Source organism: Kitasatospora arboriphila (genome assembly GCF_039528095.1).
Classification (GTDB): Bacteria; Actinomycetota; Actinomycetes; order Streptomycetales; family Streptomycetaceae; genus Kitasatospora; species Kitasatospora arboriphila.
In genome coordinates this window covers 82,880-107,513 of the sequence record NZ_BAAALD010000017.1, presented here as the reverse complement: position 1 = coordinate 107,513, position 24,634 = coordinate 82,880, and the positions used below count along the sequence as shown (strand labels likewise).

Sequence of the window (24,634 nt, the reverse complement as noted above, 5' to 3'; positions counted from 1 at the left end):
GGGGCCCCCCCCCTCCGCCGTTTCCGTGCCGTGCCGGCCGACCGGCTGCGGCCGGTGTCAGCCTCCGATGCCGGGCAGGGCACCGCCGGGGCCCGCACCGAGGCCGCTGACCGTGCCGAGCACGCCGCCGACCGGGGTCTTCTCCAGGCCCTGGGCGCCCGGGACGGGCGGCAGCGCGCGGTCCGCGGCGGCCTCGGGCGCGGCCGGGGCGGCGTCGGCAGCCGGCGCCTCCGCGGCGGGGGCCGCGGGCGCGGCAGGGGTCAGCTTGCCGCCGACCTCGGGGTTGAGGGTGCCGACGGCCTGGGTGACCTCGCTGCCGCCGGGCACCTTCTGAACGGCACCGGGCACCGCGCTGGTCAGACCGGGGTTGGTCAGCGCGCTGGTCGGGAGTCCGAGCCCGCCGGGGGCGGCCGCGGAGGCGGTGCCTGCGGCCGCGGCGGCGATCGCGACGCCCAGAGCGGCGGTGCCTGCGGCCTTCAGAGTTGCCTGCTTCATGCGTTGGTCCTCGGTTCCTCGTCGGTGCCCGTGGTACGGCCGTTCCGGGGAGCGCCCGTCGTCACACCGGGTCAGCAGTGACTGGCACACCGTAGTGAGAACATCGAATGCGGATCAACGGAGCGTCACTCACAGGACTGATTAGTCAGACAACCGGTCGGGGTGGGGCCCCGGCGACGGCCCCATCCCGACCGGAGATCCGGACGCGTCCGGCCTTCCGGCTCAGGCGCCGGCGAACAGCCACTCCGCCTTGAGCTCGGCGTAGCCCGGCTTGATCACGTCGTTGATCATGGCGAGGCGCTCGTCGAAGGGCAGGAAGGCCGACTTCATGGCGTTGACGGTGAACCACTCCATGTCGCCCAGGGTGTAGCCGAAGGCGTCGACGAGGTGCTCGAACTCGCGGCTCATGCTGGTGCCGCTCATCAGCCGGTTGTCGGTGTTGACGGTGACCCGGAACTTCAGCCGGCTGAGCAGGCCGATCGGGTGCTCGGCGTAGGAGTCGGCGGCACCGGTCTGCAGGTTGGAGGTGGGGCACATCTCCAGCGGGACGCGCTTGTCGCGGACGTACGCGGCGAGCCGGCCGAGCTGCACCGCGCCGTCCTCGCCGACGGTGATGTCGTCGACGATCCGGACGCCGTGGCCGAGCCGGTCGGCGCCGCAGCACTGCAGGGCCTCCCAGATCGACGGCAGGCCGAAGGCCTCGCCCGCGTGGATGGTGAAGTGGTTGTTCTCGCCCTTGAGGTAGTCGAAGGCGGCCTGGTGCCGGGTGGGCGGGTGGCCCGCCTCGGCGCCGGCGATGTCGAAGCCGACCACGCCCTGGTCGCGGTAGCGGTTGGCGAGCTCGGCGATCTCGGTGGAACGGGCGGCGTGGCGCATCGCGGTCAGCAGGGTGCCGACCCGGATGCGGCGGCCGGCGGCGCGGGCGTTGGCCTCGCCGAGCCGGAAGCCCTCGTTGACGGCCTCGACGACCTGGTCGAGGGTGAGCCCGGCCTCCAGGTGCTGCTCGGGGGCGTACCGGACCTCGGCGTAGACGACGCCGTCGGCGGCGAGGTCCTCGGCGCAGTCGGCGGCGACCTTGATCAGCGCCTCGCGGGTCTGCATCACGGCGCAGGTGTGGGCGAAGGTCTCCAGGTAGCGGACCAGCGAGCCGGAGTCGGCGGCCTCGCGGAACCACTCGCCGAGCTTGACCGGGTCGGTGGTGGGGAGTCCCTCGTAGCCGCACGCGGCGGCGAGCTCGACGACCGTCTCGGGGCGCAGGCCGCCGTCCAGGTGGTCGTGCAGGAGCACCTTGGGAGCACGGGCGATCTGATCGGCGGTGGGAATGCGGGGGCCAGTGGTGCCCGCGGTGGCAGGGATCTGCTTCTCCATTGCCGGAGTGTAGCTCCTACGCGCGTAGATTCCTACTCGGATCGCCGGGCGTGTCGCCATGTCGGAATTTTCCGACGCTTGACGTGTCGGAAAAACCCGACGTATCTTCGGGGCATGGCAACCGACGTCTTCGGCGCGCTCGCCAACCCCGTGCGGCGCGCCCTGCTCGCGGCCCTGCTGGACGGCCCGCGCCCGGTCAACGACCTGGCGGGCCTCTTCGACCTCAGCCGGCCGGCGGTCTCCGAACACCTCCAGCTGCTGCGGCAGGCCGGGCTCGTCCGCGAGGAGCCCCGCGGCCGGCAGCGCTGGTACCACCTCGACGCGGCCCCGCTCGCCGAAGTCGGGGACTGGCTGCATCCGTTCGAACACTACTGGCGCGACCGGCTGCGCGCCCTCAGCGACCTGCTCGACGAGGAGAGACCGTGACCGACTCCGACACGATCCACTGCGACCGCTTCCTGCCGCACCCGCCCGCCGCCGTCTGGCGCGCCCTCACCGACCCCGAACTGCACGCCCGCTGGTGGGCGGCCGGCGACGTGCGGCCGGTCGTCGGGCACCGCTTCAGCCTGGACATGGGCCCCTGGGGCAGCCAGCCCTGCGAGGTGACGGCCGTCGAGGAGGAGCGGCTGCTGCGCTACACCTTCGCCGAGGGCAGCCTCGACACCACCGTCACCTGGCGGCTCGTCCCCGAGGGCCGCGGCACCCGGCTCTTCCTCGAACACGCCGGCTTCGACCTCGACTCCCCGATGGGCCGCACCGCCCTCGACGGCATGGGCAAGGGCTGGCCGGGCGTCCTCGCCCGCCTCGACACGGTCCTGGCCTGACAGATCGCCGCAGGGGCGCCGGGGGCACCTCCCTCAGTGCCGCCCGAGCAGCGCGCCCCTGCGCGACAGCACGAAATCGCGGAAGGCCGCCGCCGGCGGAGTGAGCGGCCGCCCCGACACCCAGGCCAGCCCGATCGCCCGGCGGGTCCGCGGTGCCGTCACCTCCAGTTCCACCACGCCCGGCCGGGGCACCAGCGCCGGCGGCAGCAGTGCCACGCCCAGCCCGGCCGCGACCAGCCCGCGCAGCGTCTCCGCCTCCTCGCCCTCGAAGGCGATCCGCGGTGCGAAGCCGGCCTCCGCGCAGAAGCCGTCGGTGATCACGCGCAGCCCGTACCCCTCCTCCACCGCGACGAACGGTTCCTCGGCGACCTCGGCGAGCCGGATCCGGCGCCGGCCGGCGAGCCGGTGGTCGGCCGGGACGGCCAGCGGCAGCCGCTGCTCGTCCAGGTGCCGGGCGGTGAGGTCGGGGGCGTCCGGCAGCGGCGAGACCAGGCACAGGTCGAGTTCGCCGGCCCGCAGCCGCTCCAGCATCGCCGCCACGTAGTCCTGGACCAGTTGGAAGCGGACCCGCGGGTGGGAGGCGCGGAAGTCCCGCAGCAGCGCGGGCACCGCCTCCGTCCCCATGGTGTGGAGGAAGCCGAACGCCACCCGGCCCGCCGCGGGGTCGGCCTCGGCCCGGGCCGCCTCGGCGCCGCGTTCCAGTTCGGCGAGCGCCCGCTCGACGGAGGTGAGCAGCAGCCGGCCGGCCCGGGTCAGCCGTACCGTCCGGCCCTGACGGGCCAGCAGGTCCACGCCGAGTTCGGCCTCCAGCCGGGCCACCGACCGGGAGAGCGTCGGCTGCGGCATCCCGAGCGACTGCGCGGCCCGGGTGACGTGCTCCAGCCGTGCGACCGCGGCGAACTGCGCCAGCTGGGGTGTGAGGCGGACCACGGCCGACTCCGGATCGAGCTCGGCCGGGCGCAGCGGCGGTGAGCTGCTGTCATGCGTCATGGCATGGATTCTCCACGATTCATGTATTGGACGCATCAGCCGTACGGGGCCTACGTTCGAGCCATGTCGCCCGCCAGTACCGGGGCATCCGCAGCCACGCTGCCGGGTGCCCTCACGCCGTCGTCCCCTTCCGCCGCCGATGCCGCCCCCGCAGCGGCCGCCGACCGCCGCCTCCGGCCGGGGGACCGCGCCTTCCGGCGCGCCAACCTGGCCCTGTTCGCCGCGGGTGTGGCCACCTTCGTCCTGCTGTACTCCACGCAGGGCCTGCTGCCGATCCTCTCCGCCGACCTCGACCTGACCCCCGGTCAGGCCAGCTGGACGGCGTCCGCCGCCACCCTGGGACTGGCCCTCGCGCTGCTGCCCGCCAGTGCGCTGTCCGACCGGTTCGGGCGCACCGCGGTGATGTCGGTCTCGATCGCCTCCGCCGCCGTGCTGGCCCTGGCGCTGCCGTTCGCCCCGGACCTCACCACGCTGGTGGTGCTGCGGGTCCTCCAGGGCGCGGCGCTCGCCGGGCTGCCCGCCACGGCGATGGCCTACCTCGCGGAGGAGGTCCACCCGACCGCGCTGGCCTCGGCGATGGGGCTGTACGTGGCCGGCAACTCGATCGGCGGGATGAGCGGGCGGCTGGTCTCCGGCTGGGCCGCGGCCGCCTGGGGCTGGCGCTGGGGCCTCGCCGTCTCGGCCCTGCTGGCGCTGCTGTCGGTGCTCGCCTTCCGTGCGCTGATCCCGGCGGCCCGCCACTTCACCCCGGCCCGGGTGGACGCCCGCGCGCTCGCCCGTACCGTCGGCGGGCACCTGCGCAACCCGCTGCTGCTGCGGCTGTACGCCCTGGGGCTGCTCTTCATGGCGGTGTTCGGCGCCGTCTACAACACCGTCGGGTACCGGCTGGTCGCCGCGCCGTTCGACCTGCCGCAGTCGGTGGCCGCCTCGATCTTCGTGGTCTACCTGGTCGGCACGGTCTCCTCGGCCTCCGCCGGGAAGCTGGTCGGCCGGCTGGGCCGCCGCGGCACCCTCTACACGGCGATCGGCCTCACCACCGCGGGCCTGCTGCTGTCGCTCTCCGGCTCGCTGGTGGCCGCCCTGGCCGGGCTCGTGCTGATCACGGCCGGGTTCTTCGCCGGCCACGCCACCGCCTCCTCGGCGGTCGGCCGCACCGCCACCGAGGGCCGCGCCCAGGCCTCGGCGCTCTACCTGATCGCCTACTACCTCGGGAACAGCCTCGGCGGCACGATCGGCGCCGACGCCTACCACGCCACCGGCTGGTCCGGCGCCGCGGCGGTGGGCCTGTGCGCGATGACCCTGGCGGCCGGCATCATCCTCTACGCCACCCGCCGCGCGGTCGTCGAACGCCGTACCCTCGCCGGCGCCCGCTGACGAGGAGGAGCGAAGCTAAACTCCGGGCATGAGCATCGATCCGGCTGTGTACGCCCGGCTGCGCGAGATCGCGGATCAGCTGCCGAAGGTCCCGGGGATAGGGAAGGTCGAGATCGCGAACGGCGAGATCGTCATGATGATGTCACCGGTCCGACGGCACGAACTCGCCGTGCTGAGGATCGCCCGCCAGCTCAACACCCAACTCCCCTCGACACATCCGGGTTATGTCGCCCACCCCGGTGCCGACTTGGAGGATGCCGGGCTCGGTCGGCTGCGCTGCCCGGATCTCATGGTGTTCGCCGAGGACGCACTGGAACGGGAACAGCCGTCGCTCCTCCCCCACGAGGTGCTGCTCGTGGTCGAGATCGTCTCCAAGTCCAACCCGGAGAACGACTACGAGGCCAAGGTCCGCGACTACGCGGCCATGGGCATCCCGCTCTACCTGCTGGTCGACCCCCGCAAGGGCACCGGCATCGTGCACGACGAGCCCGGGTATGCCTCGCGGACGCACTTCGTGTTCGGGGACACCGTCCCCGTCGGACCCTGGCGGGTCGACACCTCGGGGCTGCTGACGTACGCCTGACGGGCAGGCGGGCGCCGGCAGCCCCGGGGAGGCGGTGCGTCAGGCGATGCGGTCGAGGACGATCGGGTTCGGGGTGAAGGCGGTGCCCTCGGGGGCGACCGTGACGCCGTCCTTGAGGGCCTCGATCGCGTAGTCGAAGCGCTCGGGGGTGTCGGTGTGCAGGGTCAGCAGCGGCTGGCCGGCCACCACGGTGTCGCCCGGCTTGGCGTGCATCTCGACGCCGGCGCCGGCCTGCACCGGGTCCTCCTTGCGGGCGCGGCCGGCGCCCAGGCGCCAGGCGCAGACGCCGACGGCGTAGGCGTCGAGGGCGGTGAGCACGCCGGAGGCCGGGGCCGTGATCACGTGCTGCTCGCGGGCGACCGGCAGCGGGGCGTCGACGTCGCCGCCCTGAGCCGCGATCATGCGGCGCCAGTGGTCCATCGCGGAGCCGTCCCGCAGCGCGTCGGCCGGGTCCTTGCCGTGCACGCCGGCCGCGTCGAGCATCTCGCGGGCGAGCGCCAGGGTGAGCTCGACGACGTCGGCGGGGCCGCCGCCGGCCAGCACCTCGACCGACTCGCGGACCTCCAGCGCGTTGCCGGCGGTGAGGCCGAGCGGGGTGGACATGTCGGTGAGCAGGGCGACGGTGTTGACACCGGCCGCCTTGCCGAGGCCGACCATGGTGCGGGCGAGCTCCTGGGCGTCGGCGAGGTTCTTCATGAAGGCGCCGGAGCCGACCTTGACGTCGAGGACGAGCGCCCCGGTGCCCTCGGCGATCTTCTTCGACATGATCGAGGAGGCGATCAGCGGGATCGCCTCGACGGTGCCGGTGACGTCGCGCAGCGCGTAGAGCTTCTTGTCGGCGGGGGCGAGGCCGTCGCCGGCGGCGCAGATGACGGCGCCGGTGTCGTTGAGGACCTGGAGCATCTCCTCGTTGGAGAGCAGGGCGCGCCAGCCGGGGATCGACTCCAGCTTGTCGAGGGTGCCGCCGGTGTGGCCGAGGCCGCGGCCGGAGAGCTGCGGTACGGCGGCGCCGCAGGCGGCGACCAGCGGGGCGAGCGGCAGGGTGATCTTGTCGCCGACGCCGCCGGTGGAGTGCTTGTCGGAGGTGGGCACGCCGAGCGAGGAGAAGTCCATCCGGACGCCGGAGCGGATCATCGCGTCCGTCCAGCGGCTGATCTCGCGGAGGTTCATGCCGTTCAGCAGGATGGCCATGGCCAGGGCCGACATCTGCTCGTCGGCGACCTCCCCGCGGGTGTAGGCGTCGATGACCCAGTCGATCTGGCCGTCGGTCAGCTCTCCGCGGTCGCGCTTGGTCCTGATGACGGAGGGGGCGTCCATGGGGTCTCCAAGAGGTGCAGGGTGCTCAGGTGCAGGAATGCGAAGAGTGCCGCGGCGGGCCCCGAACCGGGCCCTCCGCGACACTCTACGCGCGTAACAACGGGAGGTGCTAGAGCCGCTCCGGCCCGAAGGCGTCCGGCAGGACCTCGTCCATGGTCTTCACCCCGGACGGCAGGTCCACCAGCAGCTCGGGCCCGCCGTGCTCGTACAGCAGCTGCCGGCAGCGGCCGCACGGCATCAGCAGGGTGCCGGCGCCGTCCACGCAGGTGAAGGCCGTCAGCCGGCCGCCGCCACTGGCGTGCAGCGCGGAGACCAGGCCGCACTCGGCGCACAGGCCGAGTCCGTACGAGGCGTTCTCCACGTTGCAGCCGGTGACGATCCGGCCGTCGTCGACCAGGGCCGCCGCCCCGACCGGGAACTTGCTGTAGGGGGCGTACGCGTGCGCCATCGCGCCGCGCGCCGCCTCCCGCAGCGTCTCCCAGTCGGGCGCGGGTGCGGTCGTCACTTGGCTTCGCCCTTGCGGTAGATCTGGCCGTCGGCCTTCGGCGGACGCAGGCGCTGCGAGGCCAGCGCGAGCACGACCAGCGTGATCACGTACGGGGTGGCCACGATCAACGGGCGCTCCACCGAGTCGGTCAGCGCGAACCAGAGGCCGAGGCCGCCGGCGACCACCAGGCTGATGACCGCGGTGGTGTACTTGCGGCGGTAGCCGTGCCACATCGCGAGCAGGCCCATGGCGAGCGCGATGACCAGCAGCAGGACGTGGACGTTGTCCGCGTCGCGCAGCTGGAGGCTGTCGGTGAAGCCGAACAGGCCCGAGCCGACGGCGAGGCCGCCCGGCATCCAGTTGCCGAAGATCATCGCGGCGAGGCCGATGAAGCCCCGGCCCTGGGTCTGACCGTCCTTGTAGAAGTGCGCCGCGACCAGCGACAGGTACGCACCGGCGAGGCCGGCGAACGCGCCCGAGGCGACGACCGCGAAGTACTTGTACTTGTAGACGTTGACGCCCAGCGACTCGGCGGCGGTCGGGTTCTCACCGCAGGAGCGCAGGCGCAGGCCGAAGACGGTGCGCCAGAGCAGGAAGTAGCTGGCGATGATCAGCACCGCGGCGATCACGATGACCACCGACAGGTCGGTGACCACACCGCCGACGATGCCCGCCACGTCCGAGACCAGGAACCAGTGGTGCTTCTCGATGTCGGCGAGCCAGTCCGACAGCCCGGGGATCGTGATGTTGGGCAGCGAGTCGGCCGGCGGCGACTGGTTGGCGCCCGCGCCGTTGGCCACGTAGTCCCGGTAGTAGATCCGGTTCACGTAGGCGCAGATGCCGGGGATCAGCAGGTTGATGCCGACGCCGGAGACGATGTGGTCGACGCCGAAGGTGACGGTGACCAGCGCGTGCAGCAGGCCGCCGAGCGCGCCGCCGGCCATGCCGGCGAGCAGGCCGACCCAGGGGTTGACCAGGAAGCCCACCCAGGCGCCGCAGAAGGTGCCGGCGACCATCATGCCTTCGAGGCCGATGTTGACCACGCCGGCCCGCTCCGACCACAGACCGCCGAGGCCGGCCATCGCGATCGGGACGGCCGCGCCGAGGGCGGCGTTGACCTGGCCGGATGCGGTCAGGCCGTGGTTGCCGGTGGCCGCGCCGACGGCGGAGACCAGGACGAGCGCGCCCGCGATCAGCAGCAGCACGATCGGCCAGGTGAGCTTCGACTTCTTCGTCGGGGCGCCCGGCGTCTTCGGCCGGGCGGTGGTGGCGGTGCTCACGCGGCAACCTCCTTGTTGGCGGCGGCCGCGGCGGCCTGGGCGGCGAGCTCGGCGCCGACCTTCTGCTGCTGGCGCTTGAGGCCGTAGCGGCGCACCAGCTCGTAGGCGACGACGACGCAGATGACGATGGTGCCCTGCATGACGAGGACGATCTCCTGCGGGTAGTCGCCCTGCAGCGGCAGCTGCGTGCCGGAGACGTCGAGGAAGGCGAACAGCAGGGCCGAGAAGGCGATGCCGATCGGGCTGTTGCGGCCGAGCAGGGCCACCGAGATGCCGATGAAGCCCAGGTTCAGCTGGATGCTCTGACCGAAGTAGAACGAACTCTGCAGCAGCTCCGGGATGCCGATGAGGCCGGCGATGGCACCGGACACCGCCATGCTGGTCAGCACCATGCGCTTGACGTTGACACCGGACGCCTTGGCGGCGGTCTCCGAGCGGCCGGTGGCGCGCAGGTCGAAGCCGAACCGGGTGCGGGTCAGGGTGAACTGGAACAGCACGCCGATCAGGATGGCGACGAAGATGAAGCCCCAGAGCGTGCCGCCGGCGGTCTCGATCGAGAAGAAGTGGCTCGACTCGGAGACCGGAGCGGTCTGGATCGCGTTGGCGTTGGCGCTCTTCGCCGGGGCGAAGCGGCCCGGGATCAGCAGCAGGCCGACGACGGCGGTGGCGATCGCGTTCAGCATGATGGTCGAGATGACCTCGCTGACACCGCGGTAGACCTTCAGCACACCGGCGACGCTGGCCCACAGACCGCCGACCAGCATGGCGGTGACCAGCAGCAGCGGGACCTGGATGACGGCCGGCAGGTCCACCTGGCTGCCGACGTAGGCGGCGAACAGCACGCCGAGGCGGTACTGGCCCTCGACGCCGATGTTGAACAGGTTCATCCGGAAGCCGAACGCCGCGGCACAACCGGCGATGTAGTAGACGGTCGTCCGGTTGAGCGTCAGCACCTGGCCGTCGGAGGCGGTGCCGTACCGGATCATCACGTCGAAGGCGTCGAACGGGTCCTTGCCGGAGACCGCCAGCAGGACGGAGCAGAGCACCACCGAGAGCAGGACGGCCAGCACCGGGGCGGCCAGGGCGAGCAGGATCTTCTCGCCGTCGAACCGCGAGGCGAACGAGCGCTTGGCGGGCGGGTTGGGACTGGTCATGGATTACTCCCCCGCCTGCGTGTCGTCGGCGGAACGGTCGGACGCGGCCTCGGTGCCCTCGGCGGCGGTCGCCTTCTGCTCGGCGACGGCGTCGGGCTCGGACTCGATGTGGCCGCGGGCGGCGCCGGTCATCGCGGTGCCGAGGTCCTCGGCGGTGACGGTGGCCGGGTCGGCGTCGGCGACCAGGCGGCCGCGGTAGATCACCCGGATGGTGTCGGAGAGGCCGATCAGCTCGTCCAGGTCGGCGGAGATCAGCAGCACGGCGAGGCCCTCGCGCTGGGCGCTGCGGATCTGCTCCCAGATCTGGGCCTGCGCGCCGACGTCGACGCCGCGGGTCGGGTGGGCCGCGACCAGCAGCTTCGGGTCGTGGCTCATCTCGCGGCCGATGATCAGCTTCTGCTGGTTGCCGCCGGAGAGAGAGGCCGCGGTGACCTCGATGCCGGGGGTGCGGACGTCGTACTCCTCGACGATCCGCTGGGTGTCCTTGCGGGCGCCGGCCGGGTCGAGCAGGACGCCCTTGGAGTTGGGCGTCTCGGTGACGTGGCCGAGGATCCGGTTCTCCCAGAGCGGGGCCTCCAGCAGCAGGCCGTGGCGGTGGCGGTCCTCGGGGATGTAGCCGATGCCGGCCTCGCGGCGGGCCCGGGTGAGCGCGTTGGTGACGTCCTTGCCGTCCAGGGTCACGGTGCCCGCGTCGAGCGGGATCATGCCCATGATCGCCTCGACGAGCTCGGCCTGGCCGTTGCCCTCGACGCCGGCGATGCCCAGCACCTCGCCGCGGCGGATGCGCAACGAGACGTCGTCGAGGACGACGCGCTCGATGCCCTCGGCGTCGGTCTTGGCGATCCGCAGGCCGTTCACGCCGAGCATCTCGTCCGGCATGACGGTCGACTCGCGGCTCGCCGGCGAGGGGAGCTCGGCGCCGACCATCATCTCGGCGAGCTGGCGGGCGGTGACCGTCTTGGGGTCGGCGTCGCCCACGGTGGTGCCGCGGCGGATGACGCTGATCGCGTCCGCGACGGCGAGCACCTCGTGCAGCTTGTGGGAGATGAAGATGACGGTGACGCCCTCCGCCTTGAGCTCGCGGAGGTTGTCGAAGAGCGCGTCCACCTCCTGCGGCACGAGGACGGCGGTCGGCTCGTCGAGGATCAGGATGTTCGCGCCGCGGTAGAGGACCTTGAGGATCTCCACGCGCTGCCGGTCGGCGACGCCGAGGTCCTCGATCAGGGCGTCCGGACGCACGCCCAGGCCGTACTGGTCGGAGATCTCCTGGATCTTCGCCTTGGCCTTGCCGCCCATGCCGTGGAGCTTCTCGCCGCCGAGGACGATGTTCTCCCAGACGGTCAGGTTGTCCGCGAGCATGAAGTGCTGGTGCACCATGCCGATGCCGAGGTCGATGGCGTCGGCCGGGGTACCGAGCTGGACCTGCTTGCCGTTGATGGCGATGGTGCCCTCGTCCGGCCGCTGCATGCCGTAGAGGATCTTCATCAGGGTGGACTTGCCGGCGCCGTTCTCGCCCATGAGGGCGTGCACGGTGCCGCGTCGCACGGTGATGTCGATGTCGTGGTTGGCCACGACGCCGGGGAAGCGCTTGGTGATGCCGCGCAGTTCGACGGCCGGTGTCGCCGTCCCCGCGCTGGGGGTGCCGCCCTGGTCGAGGGCGGGATCGGAAGCGGTGATGGCGATCTCCTGAAGTCGTCGTGCGCACCGTTGCGCCGGAGTGCCTGGTGTTCTGTCTGTGGGTGGAACGGGCGGGGCCCGGCGGGACGCGTCCTGCGCGCCCCGCCGGGCCCTCCGGTGATGGTCGTCGGCCCCGGGGCCACCGCCGGCAGGTGGCGGTGGTCAGGAGCGCCGGATCAGTTCTCCGGGGTGGTGGGGATCTTGGTGGCGCCGGAGGTGATCGCCTGGGTGGCGGCGTCGATCTTCGGCTGGATGTCCTTCAGGAAGCCGCCGGTCTGGGCCAGCGAGACACCCTCGGCCTTCAGGTCGAAGTTCTTGACGCCGGTCAGCGGGTTGCCGTCCTTGTACGCCTTGATGTAGTCGAAGACGGCCACGTTCACGTTCTTGACCATGGAGGTCAGGATGTTGGCCTTGTACTTCGACAGCGCCGGCTGGGTGGCCTGGTCGGAGTCGACGCCGATGGCCCACTTGCCCTTGCTGGCGACGGCCTCGATCGAGCCGTTGCCGGAGGAGCCGGCGGCGGAGTAGATGACGTCCGCGCCCTTGTCCAGCTGGCCCTGCGCGGCTTCCTTGCCCTTGCCGGGGTCGTTGAAGCCGCTGAAGTCCGGCGGGGTGGTGAGGTAGGTGGTCTCGACCACGATGTTCGGGTCGACGGACTTGGCGCCCGCCTTGTAACCGGCCTCGAACTTCTTGATCAGCTCGGACTGCACGCCGCCGATGAAGCCGATGTGCTTGGCCTTGCTCTTGGAGGCGGCGGCGACGCCGGCGAGGTACGAGCCCTCCTGCTCCGAGAAGGTCAGCGAGGTGACGTTGCTCGGCTGGGTGTCGGAGGCCGAGTCGATGATCGCGAACTTGACGTTCGGGTTCTCCTTGGCGACCTTCTCGACGGCCGCCTGGTACACGAAGCCGACGGCGATGACCGGGTTGTAGCCGGCGCTGACCAGCGACTTGAGGCGGGCCTCCTTGTCGGCCTCGGCCTCACCGGTCTTGGCCTCGGCCTCGGTGACCTGGACACCCAGCTGGTCCTTGGCCTGGTCGAGACCGCGGGCGGCGGAGTCGTTGAACGACTGGTCGCCGCGGCCGCCGATGTCGTAGGCCATGCCGACCTTGACGCTGGAGGCGCCGGAGGAGGCGCCGGACGAGGTGTTGTTGTCGGTGCTCTTTGCGCCGCAAGCGGCGAGCGAGGCGATGCCCAGGGAACCCGAGAGCACTACCGCGGCGAGCTTCAGTGAACGGCGCAAGGGAGTATCTCCTTCTCACACACCCGTTTGGCGTGGTCGAGCGCCACCGTAACGCGCGTAGAACACAGTTGTATTACGGCCTGCGGAGGCATTCGGGTTGTTATCAAAATGTGGTCATCTGCCAGGACGAATACGGACAGACCGCCACCTTTGCTCAACGCGATGTCACTACCGAGTGATTTTCGACCACCACAGTACGCCGATGCGTCCACGACAGGAGCGAGCCGCGCCGGACACCGGTCCGACGCGGCCCGGGTCGTACGCGCTCAGACCGTCCCGTGTTCCAGGGCGATCGCGCAGAACAGCTCCACACCGATGCCGATCGCCCGCTCGTCCACGTCGAACCGGCCCTGGTGCAGGTCGCGGACGCCCTTCTCGTGCGGGGACCGCACCCCGAGGCGGGCCAGCGCGCCCGGCGCGTGCTCCAGGTACCAGGAGAAGTCCTCGCCGCCGAGGCTCTGCTCGGTGTCCTCCACCACCGGGGCGCCGCCGTCGCCGAAGCAGTCGGTCATCGCCCGCTCCAGCAGGGCGATCGAGGTGTGCTCGTTGACCACCGGCGGCACCCCGCGGTGGTAGTCGAGCGTCCACTTCGCCCGGTGGGTCTCGGCGATCCGGGCGATCAGCTCGTCGAGGACCTCCGGGGCCTCCCGCCAGCCCGCCAGCTCCAGGCAGCGGACGGTGCCCTCCAGCTCCGCGTGCTGCGGGATCGCGTTGGGCGCGGAGCCGGCGGCGATCCGGCCGAACACCAGGCTGACGCCCCAGCGCGGGTCCATCCGGCGGCCCAGCGCGGCGGGCAGGTCCGCCGCCATCCGCGCCACCGCGGTGACCAGGTCGGTGGTCAGGTGCGGCCGGGCGGTATGGCCCCCGGGGCCGTCCAGCGACAGCAGCAGCCGGTCGCAGGCCGAGGTGATCGCCCCGACCTTCAGCCCGATCCGGCCGACCTCCACCTTGGGGTCGCAGTGCACCGCGAAGATCCGGCCGACGCCGTCCATCCCGCCGGCCTTGATCACGTCCAGCGCACCCCCGGGCATGACCTCCTCGGCCGGCTGGAAGACCAGCCGCACCGGCTGCCGCAGCCCGCCGGTGCGGGCCGCCTCGGCCAGCACCAGGGCGGTGCCCAGCACCACCGCGGTGTGCACGTCGTGCCCGCAGGCGTGCGCCCGGCCCGGCAGGGTCGAGCGGTACGGCACGTCGGTCTTGGCGTCGTCGATCGGCAGCGCGTCGATGTCCGCCCGGAACGCCAGCAGCGGGGTGCCCTCGGCGGTGCCGGGCGGGACGATGTCCACCGTCATCCCCGTACCGCCCGGCAGCACCCGCGGCTCCAGGCCGGCCGCGACCAGCCGCTCGCGCAGGAGGCGGGTGGTGCGGAACTCCTGCCGGCCCAGCTCCGGGTGCCGGTGGAGATCGCGGCGGAAGGCGATCAGCTCGGCCTCGTGCGCCCGTACCCGGGCGCGCAGGTCCCGTCCGGCGCGGACGGCGGTGGCGAGGGCGGCCCGATCGACGGGCTGAGGATCGTTCACCTCAACAAGAGTAGGCCGGGCGGGGGGATTTGGCCCGACTTCCCACGAAGTCGTGCCCCTTTCGGTGCATACCGGCCGCACAGATGGGTATGACATTCCGATTCAGCCGCCTTCCCGGGTGATCACCGACCTGTGCAACGACCCCGCCGCCGCGGGGACACGCGGGCCGGGCTCCCGGTTGCACCGGGCCCGACGGGAGCGGCCGCTCCGCCCCGACGGTGCGTCAGAAGCGCTCGACCGGCGTGTGGGTGCCCCACACGGCGCGCAGCGCGTCGCACACCTCCCCCACCGTCGCCCGGGCGGCCAGCGCCTCCTTCATCGGGTACAGCACGTTGTCCGTACCCTCCGCGGCCCGCCGCAGCCCGTCCAGGGCGCGGGAGACCGCCGGGCCGTCCCGCTCCGCGCGCAGCCGGGCCAGCCGCCGCGCCTGCTGCTGCTCGATCGCCGGATCCACCCGCAGCGGCTCGTACGGCTCCTCGGCGTCCAGCCGGAACCGGTTCACGCCGACCACCGTCCGGGTGCCGGCTTCCTGCTCCTGCTGGAGGCGGTAGGCCGTCCGCTCGATCTCCGCCTTCTGGTGGCCCTGCTCGATCGCGGCGACCGCGCCGCCCAGCTCCTCGATCCGGGCCATCAGCGCCAGCACCGCCTCCTCCAGGTCGTCGGTCATCCGCTCGACGGCCCAGGAACCGGCGAAGGGGTCGACCGTGGCGGTGACGTCGGTCTCGTACGCCAGCACCTGCTGGGTGCGCAGCGCCAGCCGGGCGGCCTTCTCGGTGGGCAGCGCGATCGCCTCGTCGAAGCTGTTGGTGTGCAGCGACTGGGTGCCGCCGAGCACCGCGGCCAGCGCCTGGACGGTGACCCGGACGAGGTTGACCTCGGGCTGCTGGGCGGTGAGCTGCACCCCGGCGGTCTGGGTGTGGAAGCGCAGCATCTGCGACCGCGGGTCCCGCGCGCCGAACTCCTCGCGCATGACGCGGGCCCAGATCCGGCGGGCCGCCCGGAACTTGGCGACCTCCTCCAGCAGCGTGCTGCGGGCGACGAAGAAGAAGGAGAGCCGTGGGGCGAAGTCGTCCACCGCCATGCCCGCGGCGACCGCCGTGCGCACGTACTCGATGCCGTCGGCGAGGGTGAAGGCGATCTCCTGCGCGGGATCGGCGCCGGCCTCGGCCATGTGGTAGCCGGAGATCGAGATGGTGTTCCACCGGGGGACCTCGGCCCGGCAGTACCGGAAGAGGTCGGCGACCAGCCGCAGCGAGGGCCGCGGCGGGAAGATGTACGTGCCCCGGGCGACGTACTCCTTGAGCACGTCGTTCTGGACGGTGCCGGTCAGTGCGGCCGGCGGCACCCCCTGGGCCTCGCCGACCAGCTGGTAGAGCAGCAGCAGCACGGCGGCCGGGGCGTTGATGGTCATCGAGGTGGAGACCCCGCCCAGCGGGATGCCGTCGAACAGCACGGCCATGTCCTCGACGCTGTCGACCGCCACCCCCACCTTGCCGACCTCGCCGGCCGCGAGCGGCGCGTCCGAGTCGTAGCCCATCTGGGTGGGCAGGTCGAAGGCGACGGACAGACCCGTGGTGCCGTCGGCGATCAGCCGCCGGTAGCGGGCGTTGGACTCGGCGGCGGTGCCGAAGCCGGCGTACTGGCGCATCGTCCACGGCCGGCCGGTGTACATCGTCGGGTACACGCCGCGGGTGAACGGGTACTCGCCCGGCCCGGCGTCCGGGGTGCGGCCGGCGAGGCTCTCCGGGCCGTACACCGGCTCGATCGGCAGACCGGACTCGGACCTGCGGGGCTCGGGCGGCATGGCGTCCTCCGGGGCACGGGCCCGGACGCGGCGGCCCGGGCGGACGGACTTCGGCCTGCTCCGCAATCTAACCGGCGGCGGCCCGCCGCGGGCGGAGGCGCGGGCGCAGGTCCGGGCGCGGGCGCAGGCGGGGCACCGCCCGGCGGTGCTCCGGGGCGGGCTGGGATGATCGGTTCCGCAGACCGGAACTTCTCCCCGGGAGGGGCAATGACCGAGCAGAAGGTGGCCGTCGTCACCGGCGCCAGCAGCGGCATCGGTGCCGCGACGGCGCGGCGGCTGGCCGCGGACGGCTTCGACGTGGTGCTGACCGCGCGCCGCACCGACCGGATCGAGGCCCTGGCGAAGGAGATCGGCGGCCGCGCCCGCACCCTGGACGTCACCGACCGGGCGGCCGTGGACGCCTTCGCGGCCGAGGTCGGCCGGGTCGACGTCCTGGTCAACAACGCCGGCGGCGCGATCGGCGCGGAGAGCGTCGAGAGCGGTGACCCGGCCGACTGGCGGGCCATGTACGAGGTCAACGTGATCGGCGTGCTCAACGTGACCCAGGCGCTGCTGCCGGCGCTGCGGGCCACCGGCGACGGCACGGTGCTGGTGATGTCCTCCACCGCCGCGATGGCGGCGTACGAGGGCGGCGGCGGCTACGTGGCGGCCAAGCACGCGGCGCACACCATCGCGGCCACCCTGCGGCTGGAGCTGTGCGGCGAGCCGATCCGGGTGATCGAGATCGCGCCGGGCATGGTGAAGTCCGAGGGCTTCGCGGTGACCCGCTTCCGCGGCGACGAGGACAAGGCCGCCTCGGTGTACGCGGGCGTGGCCGAGCCGCTGACCTCGGAGGACGTCGCGGACACGGTCTCCTGGGCGGTCACCCGCCCGCCGCACGTCAACATCGACCTGCTGGTGGTCCGCCCCCGCGCGCAGGCGGCCAACCACAAGGTCCACCGGGAGCTCTGAGCCCGCCCTCCGGAGGGGAGGGAGCTGTCGAGCAACCGTCAACGTCACAACTTGATAGCTCGTTCGGGTGAATTCTGCCCGCTCCCTCCCCAACTGATGAGCCCTCAACTACCTTGAAGACACGGCGCGAGCGCGCTTCTCCGCGCCCCGCGGTCTTCCCTCTTCCCCGTCCCGGCTCCTTCCCGGTCACGCCGCGCGTCTTCGCAGCACCTACCTTTTCGTCTCTGGAGCAACCCCCCTTCCCGCCCTCACGAGGAGGACCCGCTGGCCAGCGACATCCCGCCGCAGCGCCTCGACGCTTCGACGGATCCGTCCCTGCTCGGGCTGCACCGCTTCAACGAGGCCGATGCCGGCGCCGCCGAGGAGGCCCTGCTCGCCTGCTGCGGCAGCCACCGGTGGGCCCTGCGGCTGACCGCCCACCGGCCCTACCCCGACATAGAGTCCCTGCTCGCGGCGGCCAGCGAGGCCTCCTACGACCTGCGCCCCGCCGACCTCGCCGAGGCCCTGGCGGACGAGAGCTGGATGCCGCAACCGCTGCTCGGCATGCGGGCCCCCGGCAGCCAGGCCGCGCACACCGCGCTCCGGGCGGCGCACGCCGCGTACGAGGCGCGGTTCGGCCACGTCTTCGTCGTCTGCCTGGAGGGCGTGGAGCCGGAGGAGATGCTCGACACCGTGCTCACCTCCATCCGCACCCGGCTCGCCAACGACCTGGACGAGGAGCGCCTGGTCGCCGCCGACGAGCTGCGCCGGATAGCGCTGATGCGCCTCGCGCACCTGGTGGCCCGGCACTCCGCGGAGGCCGGCGCCCGCTGATCCGGCCGCCCGGCACCGCCGCCCGATGCCCCGTCCCGGTCCGCCGGGGCGGGGCTCAGTGCTGCGCGGCCCGCAGCCGCACCGCCTGCATCCGGACCAGCCGCTCGTCCGGGGCCGGCACCGGTTCGCGGGCGCCGCCGAGCGTGACGAACAGCGCGAGCGCCGCCCCGACCCGGGCGACCACGGCCCGCCGGGTGACCGCGGAGCCGCCCGACTCGTCCGTCAGGGTGAATGCGGTCACCGCGTCCACGCCCTCCGGCACGGCCGCGTCGGACCGCTGCAACCGGTGCAGCACCGGCACCGGTTTCGCCGGGGCCCCCTTGCCGGCCAGGCCGCGGACCGGCCCGGCCGCCGGCGTGGAGCGGAACGCCCGGCACCGGGGGAACAGCCGGTCCAGCGCGCTACGGACGAGCTCCGCCCGGCCCGGTTCGAAGGCGAACAGCCCGGCGTGGACGGTCTCCCGGGGGCGGCCGGCCCTGGCCGCGCTCAGATCCGCCTCCGCGAGCGGGCCGGAGCGCGCGCCCGCCGGGGCGAGCAGGTCCAGCACCGGCTGGCACTCCGGCACGTCCGCCACCTCGCGCGCCGCCCGCGGTGCCGCGCTCCCCTGCTCCGGTGCGGCCACGGTGACCGTCCACCCGCTGCCGAGGTCGGCCCCGGTGACCGCGGCGGCCCGCAGGGCGGCGGCGTCCAGGACGTGCCCGGCCGGCTTCGGCACCCGGTCCGCGGAGGCGGAGACGGTGGTGCAGCCGCCCGCCGCGAACAGCGCGGCGCAGCACAGCAGGGCGGTCGGACGGTGGGGCACGGCGGTCCTTCGGGTGGGCGCGGGCAGGCGGCAGCGGGGCGGGCGCACACCGCAGCGCGACCGTCCGAGCACAGCCTGTCATGGTTCCCGGAACCGTTAGGCCGTGAGTGCCTGATTGATCACACCTGAGCCCCCCGGAGGCGTTTCCCGACAACGCGTCGATAGGATGCTCGCGGCCGGTGGACCGTACCCGGCCGGGCTGACCGACACCGAAGCCGGCCGAGCCCCCAATCGCTTCCGGAGGGTTTTCCGTGCCGGCTGGAACGCTGTACCGCGGCCGGGAAGGCATGTGGAGCTGGGTGGCTCACCGAGTCACCGGCGTCCTCATCTTCTTCTTCCTTTTCGCGCACGTCCTCGACACCGCGCTGGTCCGCGTTTCCCCGCAGGACTACGACACCGTCATCGAGACGTACAAGAACCCCATCGTGAACCTGATGGAGTACGGCCTGACGGCCGCCATCCTGTTCCACGCGCTGAACGGCCTGCGGGTCGTGGCGGTCGACTTCTGGTCGAAGGGCGCCAAGTACCAGAAGCAGCTGCTCTGGTCCGTCGTCGGCGTCTGGGTCGTCCTGATGGCCGCGTCGTTCTACCACATCCTTCAGCACACTCTCCGCACGTGGTTCGGGTGATCCGCAATGGCTTCTGACACCCCCGTCGACCAGCTGGTCGTGCCCGCCGCCCAGGCCCACACGGGCCAGGGCCTCGGCACCGGAAACCCCGCCGACGCGTTCGTCGTCGAGCCGGCCCGCGCGCGCACCAAGAGGACGCCGCGCCGCACCCGCACCAACTTCGAGATGCTGGCGTGGCTGTTCATGCGCCTCTCCGGCATCGTGTTGGTCGTCCTGATCCTCGGTCACCTGCTGATCATGCTGGTGCTGGACGGCGGCGTATCGAAGATCAGCTTCGCGTTCGTCGCCGGCCGCTGGGCCTCGCCGTTCTGGCAGGGCTGGGACCTGCTGATGCTGTGGCTCGCCATGCTCCACGGCGCCAACGGCATGCGGACCGTCATCAACGACTACGCCGAGAAGGACTCCACTCGGCTCTGGCTGAAGACCCTCATGGGCGCCGCCGCGGTGTTCACCGTGCTGCTCGGCACCCTGGTGATCTTCACCTTCGACCCGAACATCTAATCGGCAGAGCCAGAGGCGCTTACCCCCATGCAGATTCACCAGTACGACACGGTCATCGTCGGCGCCGGCGGCGCGGGCATGCGTGCGGCCATCGAGTCGACGCAGCGCAGCCGCACCGCGGTGCTGACCAAGCTCTACCCCACCCGGTCCCACACCGGCGCGGCCCAGGGCGGCATGTGCGCCGCCCTCGCCAACGTCGAGGAGGACAACTGGGAGTGGCACACCTTCGACACGGTCAAGGGCGGTGACTACCTGGTCGACCAGGACGCCGCCGAGATCATGTGCAAGGAGGCCATCGACGCGGTCATCGACCTGGAGAAGATGGGTCTCCCCTTCTCCCGCACCGACCAGGGCCGGATCGACCAGCGCCGCTTCGGCGGCCACTCGCGCAACCACGGCGAGGCGCCCGTCCGCCGCTCGTGCTACGCGGCCGACCGCACCGGTCACATGATCCTCCAGACGCTGTTCCAGAACTGCGTCAAGCACGGCGTCGAGTTCTTCAACGAGTTCTACGTCCTCGACCTGCTGATCAACGAGGGCCGCACGGCCGGCGTCGTCGCCTACGAGCTGGCCACCGGCGAGATCCACGTCTTCCAGGCCAAGGCGGTCGTCTTCGCCTCCGGCGGCACCGGCAAGATGTTCAAGGTCACCTCGAACGCGCACACCCTGACCGGTGACGGCCAGGCCGTGGCGTACCGCCGGGGCCTGCCGCTGGAGGACATGGAGTTCTTCCAGTTCCACCCGACGGGCATCTGGCGCATGGGCATCCTGCTCACCGAGGGCGCCCGCGGCGAGGGCGGCATCCTGCGCAACAAGGACGGCGAGCGCTTCATGGAGCGCTACGCGCCGGTCATGAAGGACCTCGCCTCCCGCGACGTCTGCTCCCGCGCGATCTACAGCGAGATCCGCGAGGGCCGCGGCTGCGGTCCGGACGGCGACCACGTCTACCTGGACCTGACGCACCTCCCGCCGGAGCAGCTGGACGCCAAGCTGCCGGACATCACCGAGTTCGCGCGCACCTACCTCGGCATCGAGCCCTACACGGACCCGATCCCGATCCAGCCCACCGCGCACTACGGCATGGGCGGCATCCCGACCAACGTCGAGGGCGAGGTGCTGCTGAACAACACCGAGGTCGTCCCCGGCCTGTACGCCGCCGGCGAGGTCGCCTGCGTCTCCGTGCACGGCGCCAACCGCCTGGGCACCAACTCGCTGCTGGACATCAACGTGTTCGGCCGCCGCGCGGGCCTCGCCGCCGCCGAGTTCGCCGCGAACAACGAGTTCGTGCCGCTGCCGGAGGACCCGGCCGCGCTGGTGCAGAACCTGGTCGACTCGCTGCGCGAGTCGCCCGGCACCGAGTCGGTGGCGCAGCTCCGCAAGGAGATGCAGGAGAGCATGGACGCCAACGCGTCCGTGTACCGCACCGGCGACACCCTCAAGCAGGCCGTCGCCGACATCGCCGCACTGCGCGAGCGGTACAAGAACGTCGCCATCCAGGACAAGGGCGAGCGCTTCAACACCGACCTGCTGGAGGCCATCGAGCTGGGCAACCTGCTCGACCTGGCCGAGGTCACGGTCGTCTCGGCGCTGGCCCGCGAGGAGTCCCGCGGCGGTCACTACCGCGAGGACTTCCCGACCCGCGACGACGTGAAGTTCATGCAGCACACCATGGCGTACCGCGAGGAGGCCGCCGACGGCAGCACCTCCGTCCGCCTCGACTACAAGCCGGTCGTGCAGACCCGCTACCAGCCGATGGAGCGTAAGTACTGATGAGCACTCCGACCCTGGAGAAGCACTCGGCCGCTCTGGACGCGGCCGAGGCGGGCGCGACCGCGCTGATCAACGTCACCCTGCGGATCCGCCGGTTCAACCCGGAGGAGCACCCGGACCCGGTGTGGGTGGACTACCAGCTGCTGATGGACCCGAAGGAGCGCGTCCTGGACGCCCTCAACAAGGTCAAGTGGGAGCAGGACGGCACCCTGACGTACCGCCGCTCGTGCGCCCACGGCATCTGCGGTTCGGACGCCATGCGGATCAACGGCCGCAACCGGCTGGCCTGCAAGACGCTGATCAAGGACGTCAACCCGGAGAAGCCGATCACGGTCGAGCCCATCAAGGGCCTCGCGGTCCTGAAGGACCTGATCGTCGACATGGACCCGTTCTTCCAGGCGTACAAGGACGTCATGCCGTTCCTCATCACCAAGGGGAACGACCCGACGCGCGAGCGCCTGCAGTCCCAGGAGGACCGCGAGCGGTTCGACGACACCACCAAGTGCATCCTGTGCGCCGCGTGCACGTCGTCCTGCCCGGTGTTCTGGAACGACGGCCAGTACTTCGGCCCGGCCGCGATCGTCAACGCGCACCGCTTCATCTTCGACTCGCGCGACGAGGGTGCGGAGCAGCGGCTGGAGATCCTGAACGACCGTGAGGGCGTGTGGCGCTGCCGCACCACCTTCAACTGCTCGGAGGCCTGCCCGCGCGGCATCGAGGTCACCAAGGCGATCGCCGAGGTGAAGCGCGCGCTGGTCACCCGCCGCTTCTGAGCGCCCGCAGCAACGCCCGAGGGCCCGACCGGCACTGCCGGTCGGGCCCTCGGGCGTTCTGCCGTGCGGGGTTCAGCGCAGGGCGCCGAGGTCCTTCGGGGCGGCGGTGCCGTCGAAGGTCAGCAGGTGGCGGGCGGCGGTGACGGCGTACAGGTCGGGGCGGCCGTCGCCGTCGCCGTCGCCGGAGCTGCCGAGCAGCGGGTAGTCGGCGGCCGGGAAGGTGCCGACGGCGGCGCCGGCGGACGGGTCGGCGAGCGCGGAGAAGTCGTACGTGCCGTCGTCCTGCTTCGCGATCGGATACGTGCGCAGGGTGCCGGTGGCCCGCTCGCGGGACCACAGGGCGAGGCTGCCGTCGGCCGCCCGGCCGGGCGCGATCACGTCGTACCCGGCCCAGGCGCCGGTGGTGGAGAGGCGCTTGACGGTGGAGTAGCGGGTCCCGACGGTGGCGGCCTGGAACAGCCAGAGGTCGCCGTTCTCGACGGTGACCAGCGAGCTCTGCTGGCCGGTGCCGAGGGCGCCGAGGGCGACCAGCTGATCGGTGGCGGACCAGTCGGCGGCGCAGCCGGCCGCGGCGCAGGCGGTGGGCCGGGCGAGCAGGACGGGGGTGCGCTGGAAGGCGCCCTGGTCGAGGTTGCGGTAGAGGTACAGCGCGGCGCCGCCGGGGACGTGGACGAGCAGGTCGTCGGCGGGCGCGTGGCTGGAGTCCCAGCCGCGGTGCGCGGTGGTGGTGCCGGCCCAGGTGCCGCCGGGGCCGTAGGACGCCGCGGTGGTGGAGGCGGGGTCCGTGTTCGCGGAGTCGGCGCCGAGGACCTGCAGGTTGCCGTCGGCGTCGGGCAGCAGGATGTCCGGCACTCCGTCGGCGTTCACGTCGCCGGGGACGCTCTGCGGCGGGTTGGGGTTCGACGGTGCGTAGAAGGTGTAGGCGACCGGCCGGGAGGCGTTGCCGGCCTCGTCGAAGGCCTGCACCGTGAGGATGTTGGTGCCCCAGTCCGTCGGCTTCAGGGTGAGGGTGGCGGTGCCGTCCGCGGCGGGCCGCACGGCGCCGGTGCAGTCGTTGCCGACGCTCGGGGTGCCGTTGAGGACGTACCGGTAGCAGGCCACGCCGGAGGCGGCGTCGCTGCCGGCGACGGTGAAGGTGCCGCTCTGGCCGGCGTACTTCTGCGGGGTCCGGCCGCTGTCGGAGGCCGGGAAGTCGGCCGAGTCGACGGTGAGGGCCGGTGCGGTGGCGTCGATCCGGAAGTGGCACTCGGCGGTCGGGGCTCCGCCGCCGGCGCCCTTGGCCTGCCAGGTGTAGGTACGGCCCTCGGTGAGGCCGGCGGGCCGTGCGGTGGCGGTGCCGTCGACGGCGGTGCCCTCGGCGTCGAAGACCTTGCTGCCCGTCTCGTCCCAGACCTTGAAGCGTGCCCGGTCGGCGGCGGTGCGGGCGGTGAGGGCCGGCGCGGTGGTGGCGATCCAGCCGGGCGCCGTGGTGCCGTCGCAGGCGTCGGTGCGGACACCGGTGCCGTGGAAGCCGGGGCTCGGCACGACGGCGGGGTCGGTGGCCCTGCCGTCGGTGGCGGCGGAGGCCGCCGGTGCGGCCAGCAGGCCGGTGGCGAGGGCGACGCCGGCGGCCGAGGCCAGCAGACGCAAAGAGACCGTACGGAACACTGTGTGACCCACCCCGAGAAGACGCACGCGTGTACGCACGGTGCGCACACGGCGGAGATCATTCCAGCCGAACTCTCCGCCGGGCAAAGGGTTTCGGCGTCAGTCGGCGGTGCGCTCGCGCAGGCCGCGGATGCCGCGCACGCCGACGGCGCCGACCGCGATGCCGAGCACCAGCGAGGTCACGGTCAGCAGGAGGTGGACCCAGAAGAAGGCGGTCGGCTGGGAGTGGTCGCCGTTCACGAAGGCCTGCCCGCCGGAGTCCTTCCAGAGGTTCTTGACGAAGGTCGTCCAGATGATCAGGGACCACACGCCGAAGGCGGTGAGGAACCAGGACGTGCGGCGGCTGAGCTTCATCGGGATCCTTCGCGGGGCATCGGAGGTGCTGCCCGTCCAGTATGCGCAGCCCGGCCGGGCGCATCCGTTCGGGGGGAGTCGTCGGCGGCGGGGCGGCGGGGCGGGGCCGTGCGGGTACGTTCCGGCAATGCTGATCGACCGTCACTTCGCGCACCGATGTGCCGCCGCAGCCGCCGCCGGCCTGTTCGCCCTCGCTCCGGCCGCCCCGGCGGCCGCCCGGCCGCGGGGGGGGCCCGGGGGGGGGGGCGGGGGGGGGGGGGGCCGCGCCCGGGGGGGCGGG

General features: G+C 72.4%; 24 protein-coding genes. 10 read left to right on the top strand and 14 right to left on the bottom strand.

Going from position 1 to position 24,634, the window contains the following annotated elements; all coding sequences use genetic code 11:
- Positions 1-57 precede the first annotated feature (57 nt).
- Positions 58-495: a hypothetical protein gene (locus ABD353_RS12205; RefSeq protein ID WP_344623549.1), complete on the bottom strand. Its 438-nt coding sequence runs from the start codon at positions 493-495 to the stop codon at positions 58-60.
- A gap of 222 nt (positions 496-717) precedes the next feature.
- Positions 718-1,863 carry an adenosine deaminase gene (locus tag ABD353_RS12200; RefSeq protein WP_344623548.1) on the bottom strand — a complete coding sequence of 382 codons (1,146 nt, stop codon included), beginning with the start codon at positions 1,861-1,863 and terminating at the stop codon, positions 718-720.
- 114 nt (positions 1,864-1,977) lie between these two features.
- Here ABD353_RS12200 and ABD353_RS12195 point away from each other — a divergent pair, with 114 nt between their 5' ends.
- Positions 1,978-2,289, top strand: coding sequence for an ArsR/SmtB family transcription factor (locus ABD353_RS12195; RefSeq protein WP_344623547.1), 312 nt, complete (start codon positions 1,978-1,980; stop codon positions 2,287-2,289).
- Positions 2,286-2,687, top strand: a complete 402-nt coding sequence (locus ABD353_RS12190) for an SRPBCC family protein (RefSeq protein WP_344623546.1) — start codon at positions 2,286-2,288, stop codon at positions 2,685-2,687. The genes ABD353_RS12195 and ABD353_RS12190 overlap by 4 nt, the downstream gene beginning before the upstream one ends.
- Before the next feature lie 33 nt (positions 2,688-2,720).
- Here the strand turns inward: ABD353_RS12190 and ABD353_RS12185 are convergent, their stop codons facing one another.
- A complete protein-coding gene (locus ABD353_RS12185; RefSeq protein ID WP_344623545.1) occupies positions 2,721-3,677 on the bottom strand; it encodes a LysR family transcriptional regulator in 957 nt (318 codons plus the stop codon).
- A gap of 63 nt (positions 3,678-3,740) precedes the next feature.
- On the opposite strand from ABD353_RS12185, the gene ABD353_RS12180 reads away from it, so the two are divergent.
- Together ABD353_RS12180 and ABD353_RS12175 are read left to right on the top strand one after the other, a co-directional pair.
- Positions 3,741-5,051, top strand: coding sequence for an MFS transporter (locus ABD353_RS12180; RefSeq protein WP_344623544.1), 1,311 nt, complete (start codon positions 3,741-3,743; stop codon positions 5,049-5,051).
- Between the two features lie 28 nt (positions 5,052-5,079).
- Complete coding sequence (locus ABD353_RS12175) at positions 5,080-5,634, top strand: Uma2 family endonuclease (protein WP_344623543.1); 555 nt, start codon at positions 5,080-5,082, stop codon at positions 5,632-5,634.
- A 39-nt stretch (positions 5,635-5,673) separates the two neighbouring features.
- On the opposite strand, the gene ABD353_RS12170 is transcribed toward ABD353_RS12175, so the two are convergent.
- The 8 genes from ABD353_RS12170 to ABD353_RS12135 form a co-directional block, all read right to left on the bottom strand.
- A complete protein-coding gene (locus ABD353_RS12170) occupies positions 5,674-6,951 on the bottom strand; it encodes a thymidine phosphorylase (RefSeq protein ID WP_030263185.1) in 1,278 nt (425 codons plus the stop codon).
- A gap of 109 nt (positions 6,952-7,060) precedes the next feature.
- Positions 7,061-7,456, bottom strand: coding sequence for a cytidine deaminase (locus tag ABD353_RS12165; protein ID WP_344623542.1), 396 nt, complete (start codon positions 7,454-7,456; stop codon positions 7,061-7,063).
- Positions 7,453-8,718, bottom strand: a complete 1,266-nt coding sequence (locus tag ABD353_RS12160) for an ABC transporter permease (RefSeq protein WP_344623541.1) — start codon at positions 8,716-8,718, stop codon at positions 7,453-7,455. The genes ABD353_RS12165 and ABD353_RS12160 overlap by 4 nt, the downstream gene beginning before the upstream one ends.
- On the bottom strand, positions 8,715-9,872 hold the full coding sequence (locus tag ABD353_RS12155) for an ABC transporter permease (RefSeq protein WP_344623540.1): 1,158 nt from the start codon (positions 9,870-9,872) through the stop codon (positions 8,715-8,717). Before ABD353_RS12155 ends, ABD353_RS12160 begins: the two co-directional genes overlap by 4 nt.
- 3 nt (positions 9,873-9,875) lie before the next feature.
- Positions 9,876-11,390, bottom strand: coding sequence for an ABC transporter ATP-binding protein (locus tag ABD353_RS12150; RefSeq protein ID WP_425555144.1), 1,515 nt, complete (start codon positions 11,388-11,390; stop codon positions 9,876-9,878).
- Positions 11,391-11,725: 335 nt separating this feature from the next.
- Positions 11,726-12,790, bottom strand: coding sequence for a BMP family lipoprotein (locus ABD353_RS12145; RefSeq protein ID WP_344623539.1), 1,065 nt, complete (start codon positions 12,788-12,790; stop codon positions 11,726-11,728).
- 266 nt (positions 12,791-13,056) lie between these two features.
- Entirely contained in the window at positions 13,057-14,247 is a 1,191-nt protein-coding gene (locus ABD353_RS12140) for an amidohydrolase (RefSeq protein ID WP_344623554.1), read from the bottom strand.
- 286 nt (positions 14,248-14,533) lie between these two features.
- Complete coding sequence (locus ABD353_RS12135) at positions 14,534-16,114, bottom strand: acyl-CoA mutase large subunit family protein (protein ID WP_344623538.1); 1,581 nt, start codon at positions 16,112-16,114, stop codon at positions 14,534-14,536.
- 207 nt (positions 16,115-16,321) lie between these two features.
- On the opposite strand from ABD353_RS12135, the gene ABD353_RS12130 reads away from it, so the two are divergent.
- Positions 16,322-17,065, top strand: a complete 744-nt coding sequence (locus tag ABD353_RS12130; protein ID WP_344623537.1) for an SDR family oxidoreductase — start codon at positions 16,322-16,324, stop codon at positions 17,063-17,065.
- 276 nt (positions 17,066-17,341) lie between these two features.
- Complete coding sequence (locus ABD353_RS12125) at positions 17,342-17,878, top strand: 2-oxo-4-hydroxy-4-carboxy-5-ureidoimidazoline decarboxylase (RefSeq protein WP_425555143.1); 537 nt, start codon at positions 17,342-17,344, stop codon at positions 17,876-17,878.
- A gap of 55 nt (positions 17,879-17,933) precedes the next feature.
- Here the strand turns inward: ABD353_RS12125 and ABD353_RS12120 are convergent, their stop codons facing one another.
- Complete coding sequence (locus ABD353_RS12120) at positions 17,934-18,680, bottom strand: hypothetical protein (RefSeq protein ID WP_344623536.1); 747 nt, start codon at positions 18,678-18,680, stop codon at positions 17,934-17,936.
- Positions 18,681-18,931: 251 nt separating this feature from the next.
- On the opposite strand from ABD353_RS12120, the gene sdhC reads away from it, so the two are divergent.
- From sdhC to ABD353_RS12100, 4 genes are read left to right on the top strand one after another with little or no spacing between them, the layout of a single operon-like run.
- Positions 18,932-19,309 (top strand): succinate dehydrogenase, cytochrome b556 subunit, encoded by a 378-nt coding sequence (gene sdhC, locus ABD353_RS12115; protein WP_344623535.1) that lies wholly within the window; start codon positions 18,932-18,934, stop codon positions 19,307-19,309.
- A gap of 6 nt (positions 19,310-19,315) precedes the next feature.
- Positions 19,316-19,810, top strand: coding sequence for a succinate dehydrogenase, hydrophobic membrane anchor protein (gene sdhD, locus ABD353_RS12110; RefSeq protein ID WP_344623534.1), 495 nt, complete (start codon positions 19,316-19,318; stop codon positions 19,808-19,810).
- Between the two features lie 27 nt (positions 19,811-19,837).
- On the top strand, positions 19,838-21,580 hold the full coding sequence (gene sdhA / locus ABD353_RS12105) for a succinate dehydrogenase flavoprotein subunit (protein WP_344623533.1): 1,743 nt from the start codon (positions 19,838-19,840) through the stop codon (positions 21,578-21,580).
- Positions 21,580-22,353: a succinate dehydrogenase iron-sulfur subunit gene (locus ABD353_RS12100; RefSeq protein WP_263105034.1), complete on the top strand. Its 774-nt coding sequence runs from the start codon at positions 21,580-21,582 to the stop codon at positions 22,351-22,353. Before sdhA ends, ABD353_RS12100 begins: the two co-directional genes overlap by 1 nt.
- 72 nt (positions 22,354-22,425) lie before the next feature.
- On the opposite strand, the gene ABD353_RS12095 is transcribed toward ABD353_RS12100, so the two are convergent.
- On the bottom strand, positions 22,426-23,982 hold the full coding sequence (locus ABD353_RS12095) for a hypothetical protein (protein WP_344623532.1): 1,557 nt from the start codon (positions 23,980-23,982) through the stop codon (positions 22,426-22,428).
- A 117-nt stretch (positions 23,983-24,099) separates the two neighbouring features.
- Positions 24,100-24,354, bottom strand: a complete 255-nt coding sequence (locus ABD353_RS12090) for an SCO4848 family membrane protein (RefSeq protein WP_344623531.1) — start codon at positions 24,352-24,354, stop codon at positions 24,100-24,102.
- Between the last annotated feature and the right edge of the window lie 280 nt (positions 24,355-24,634).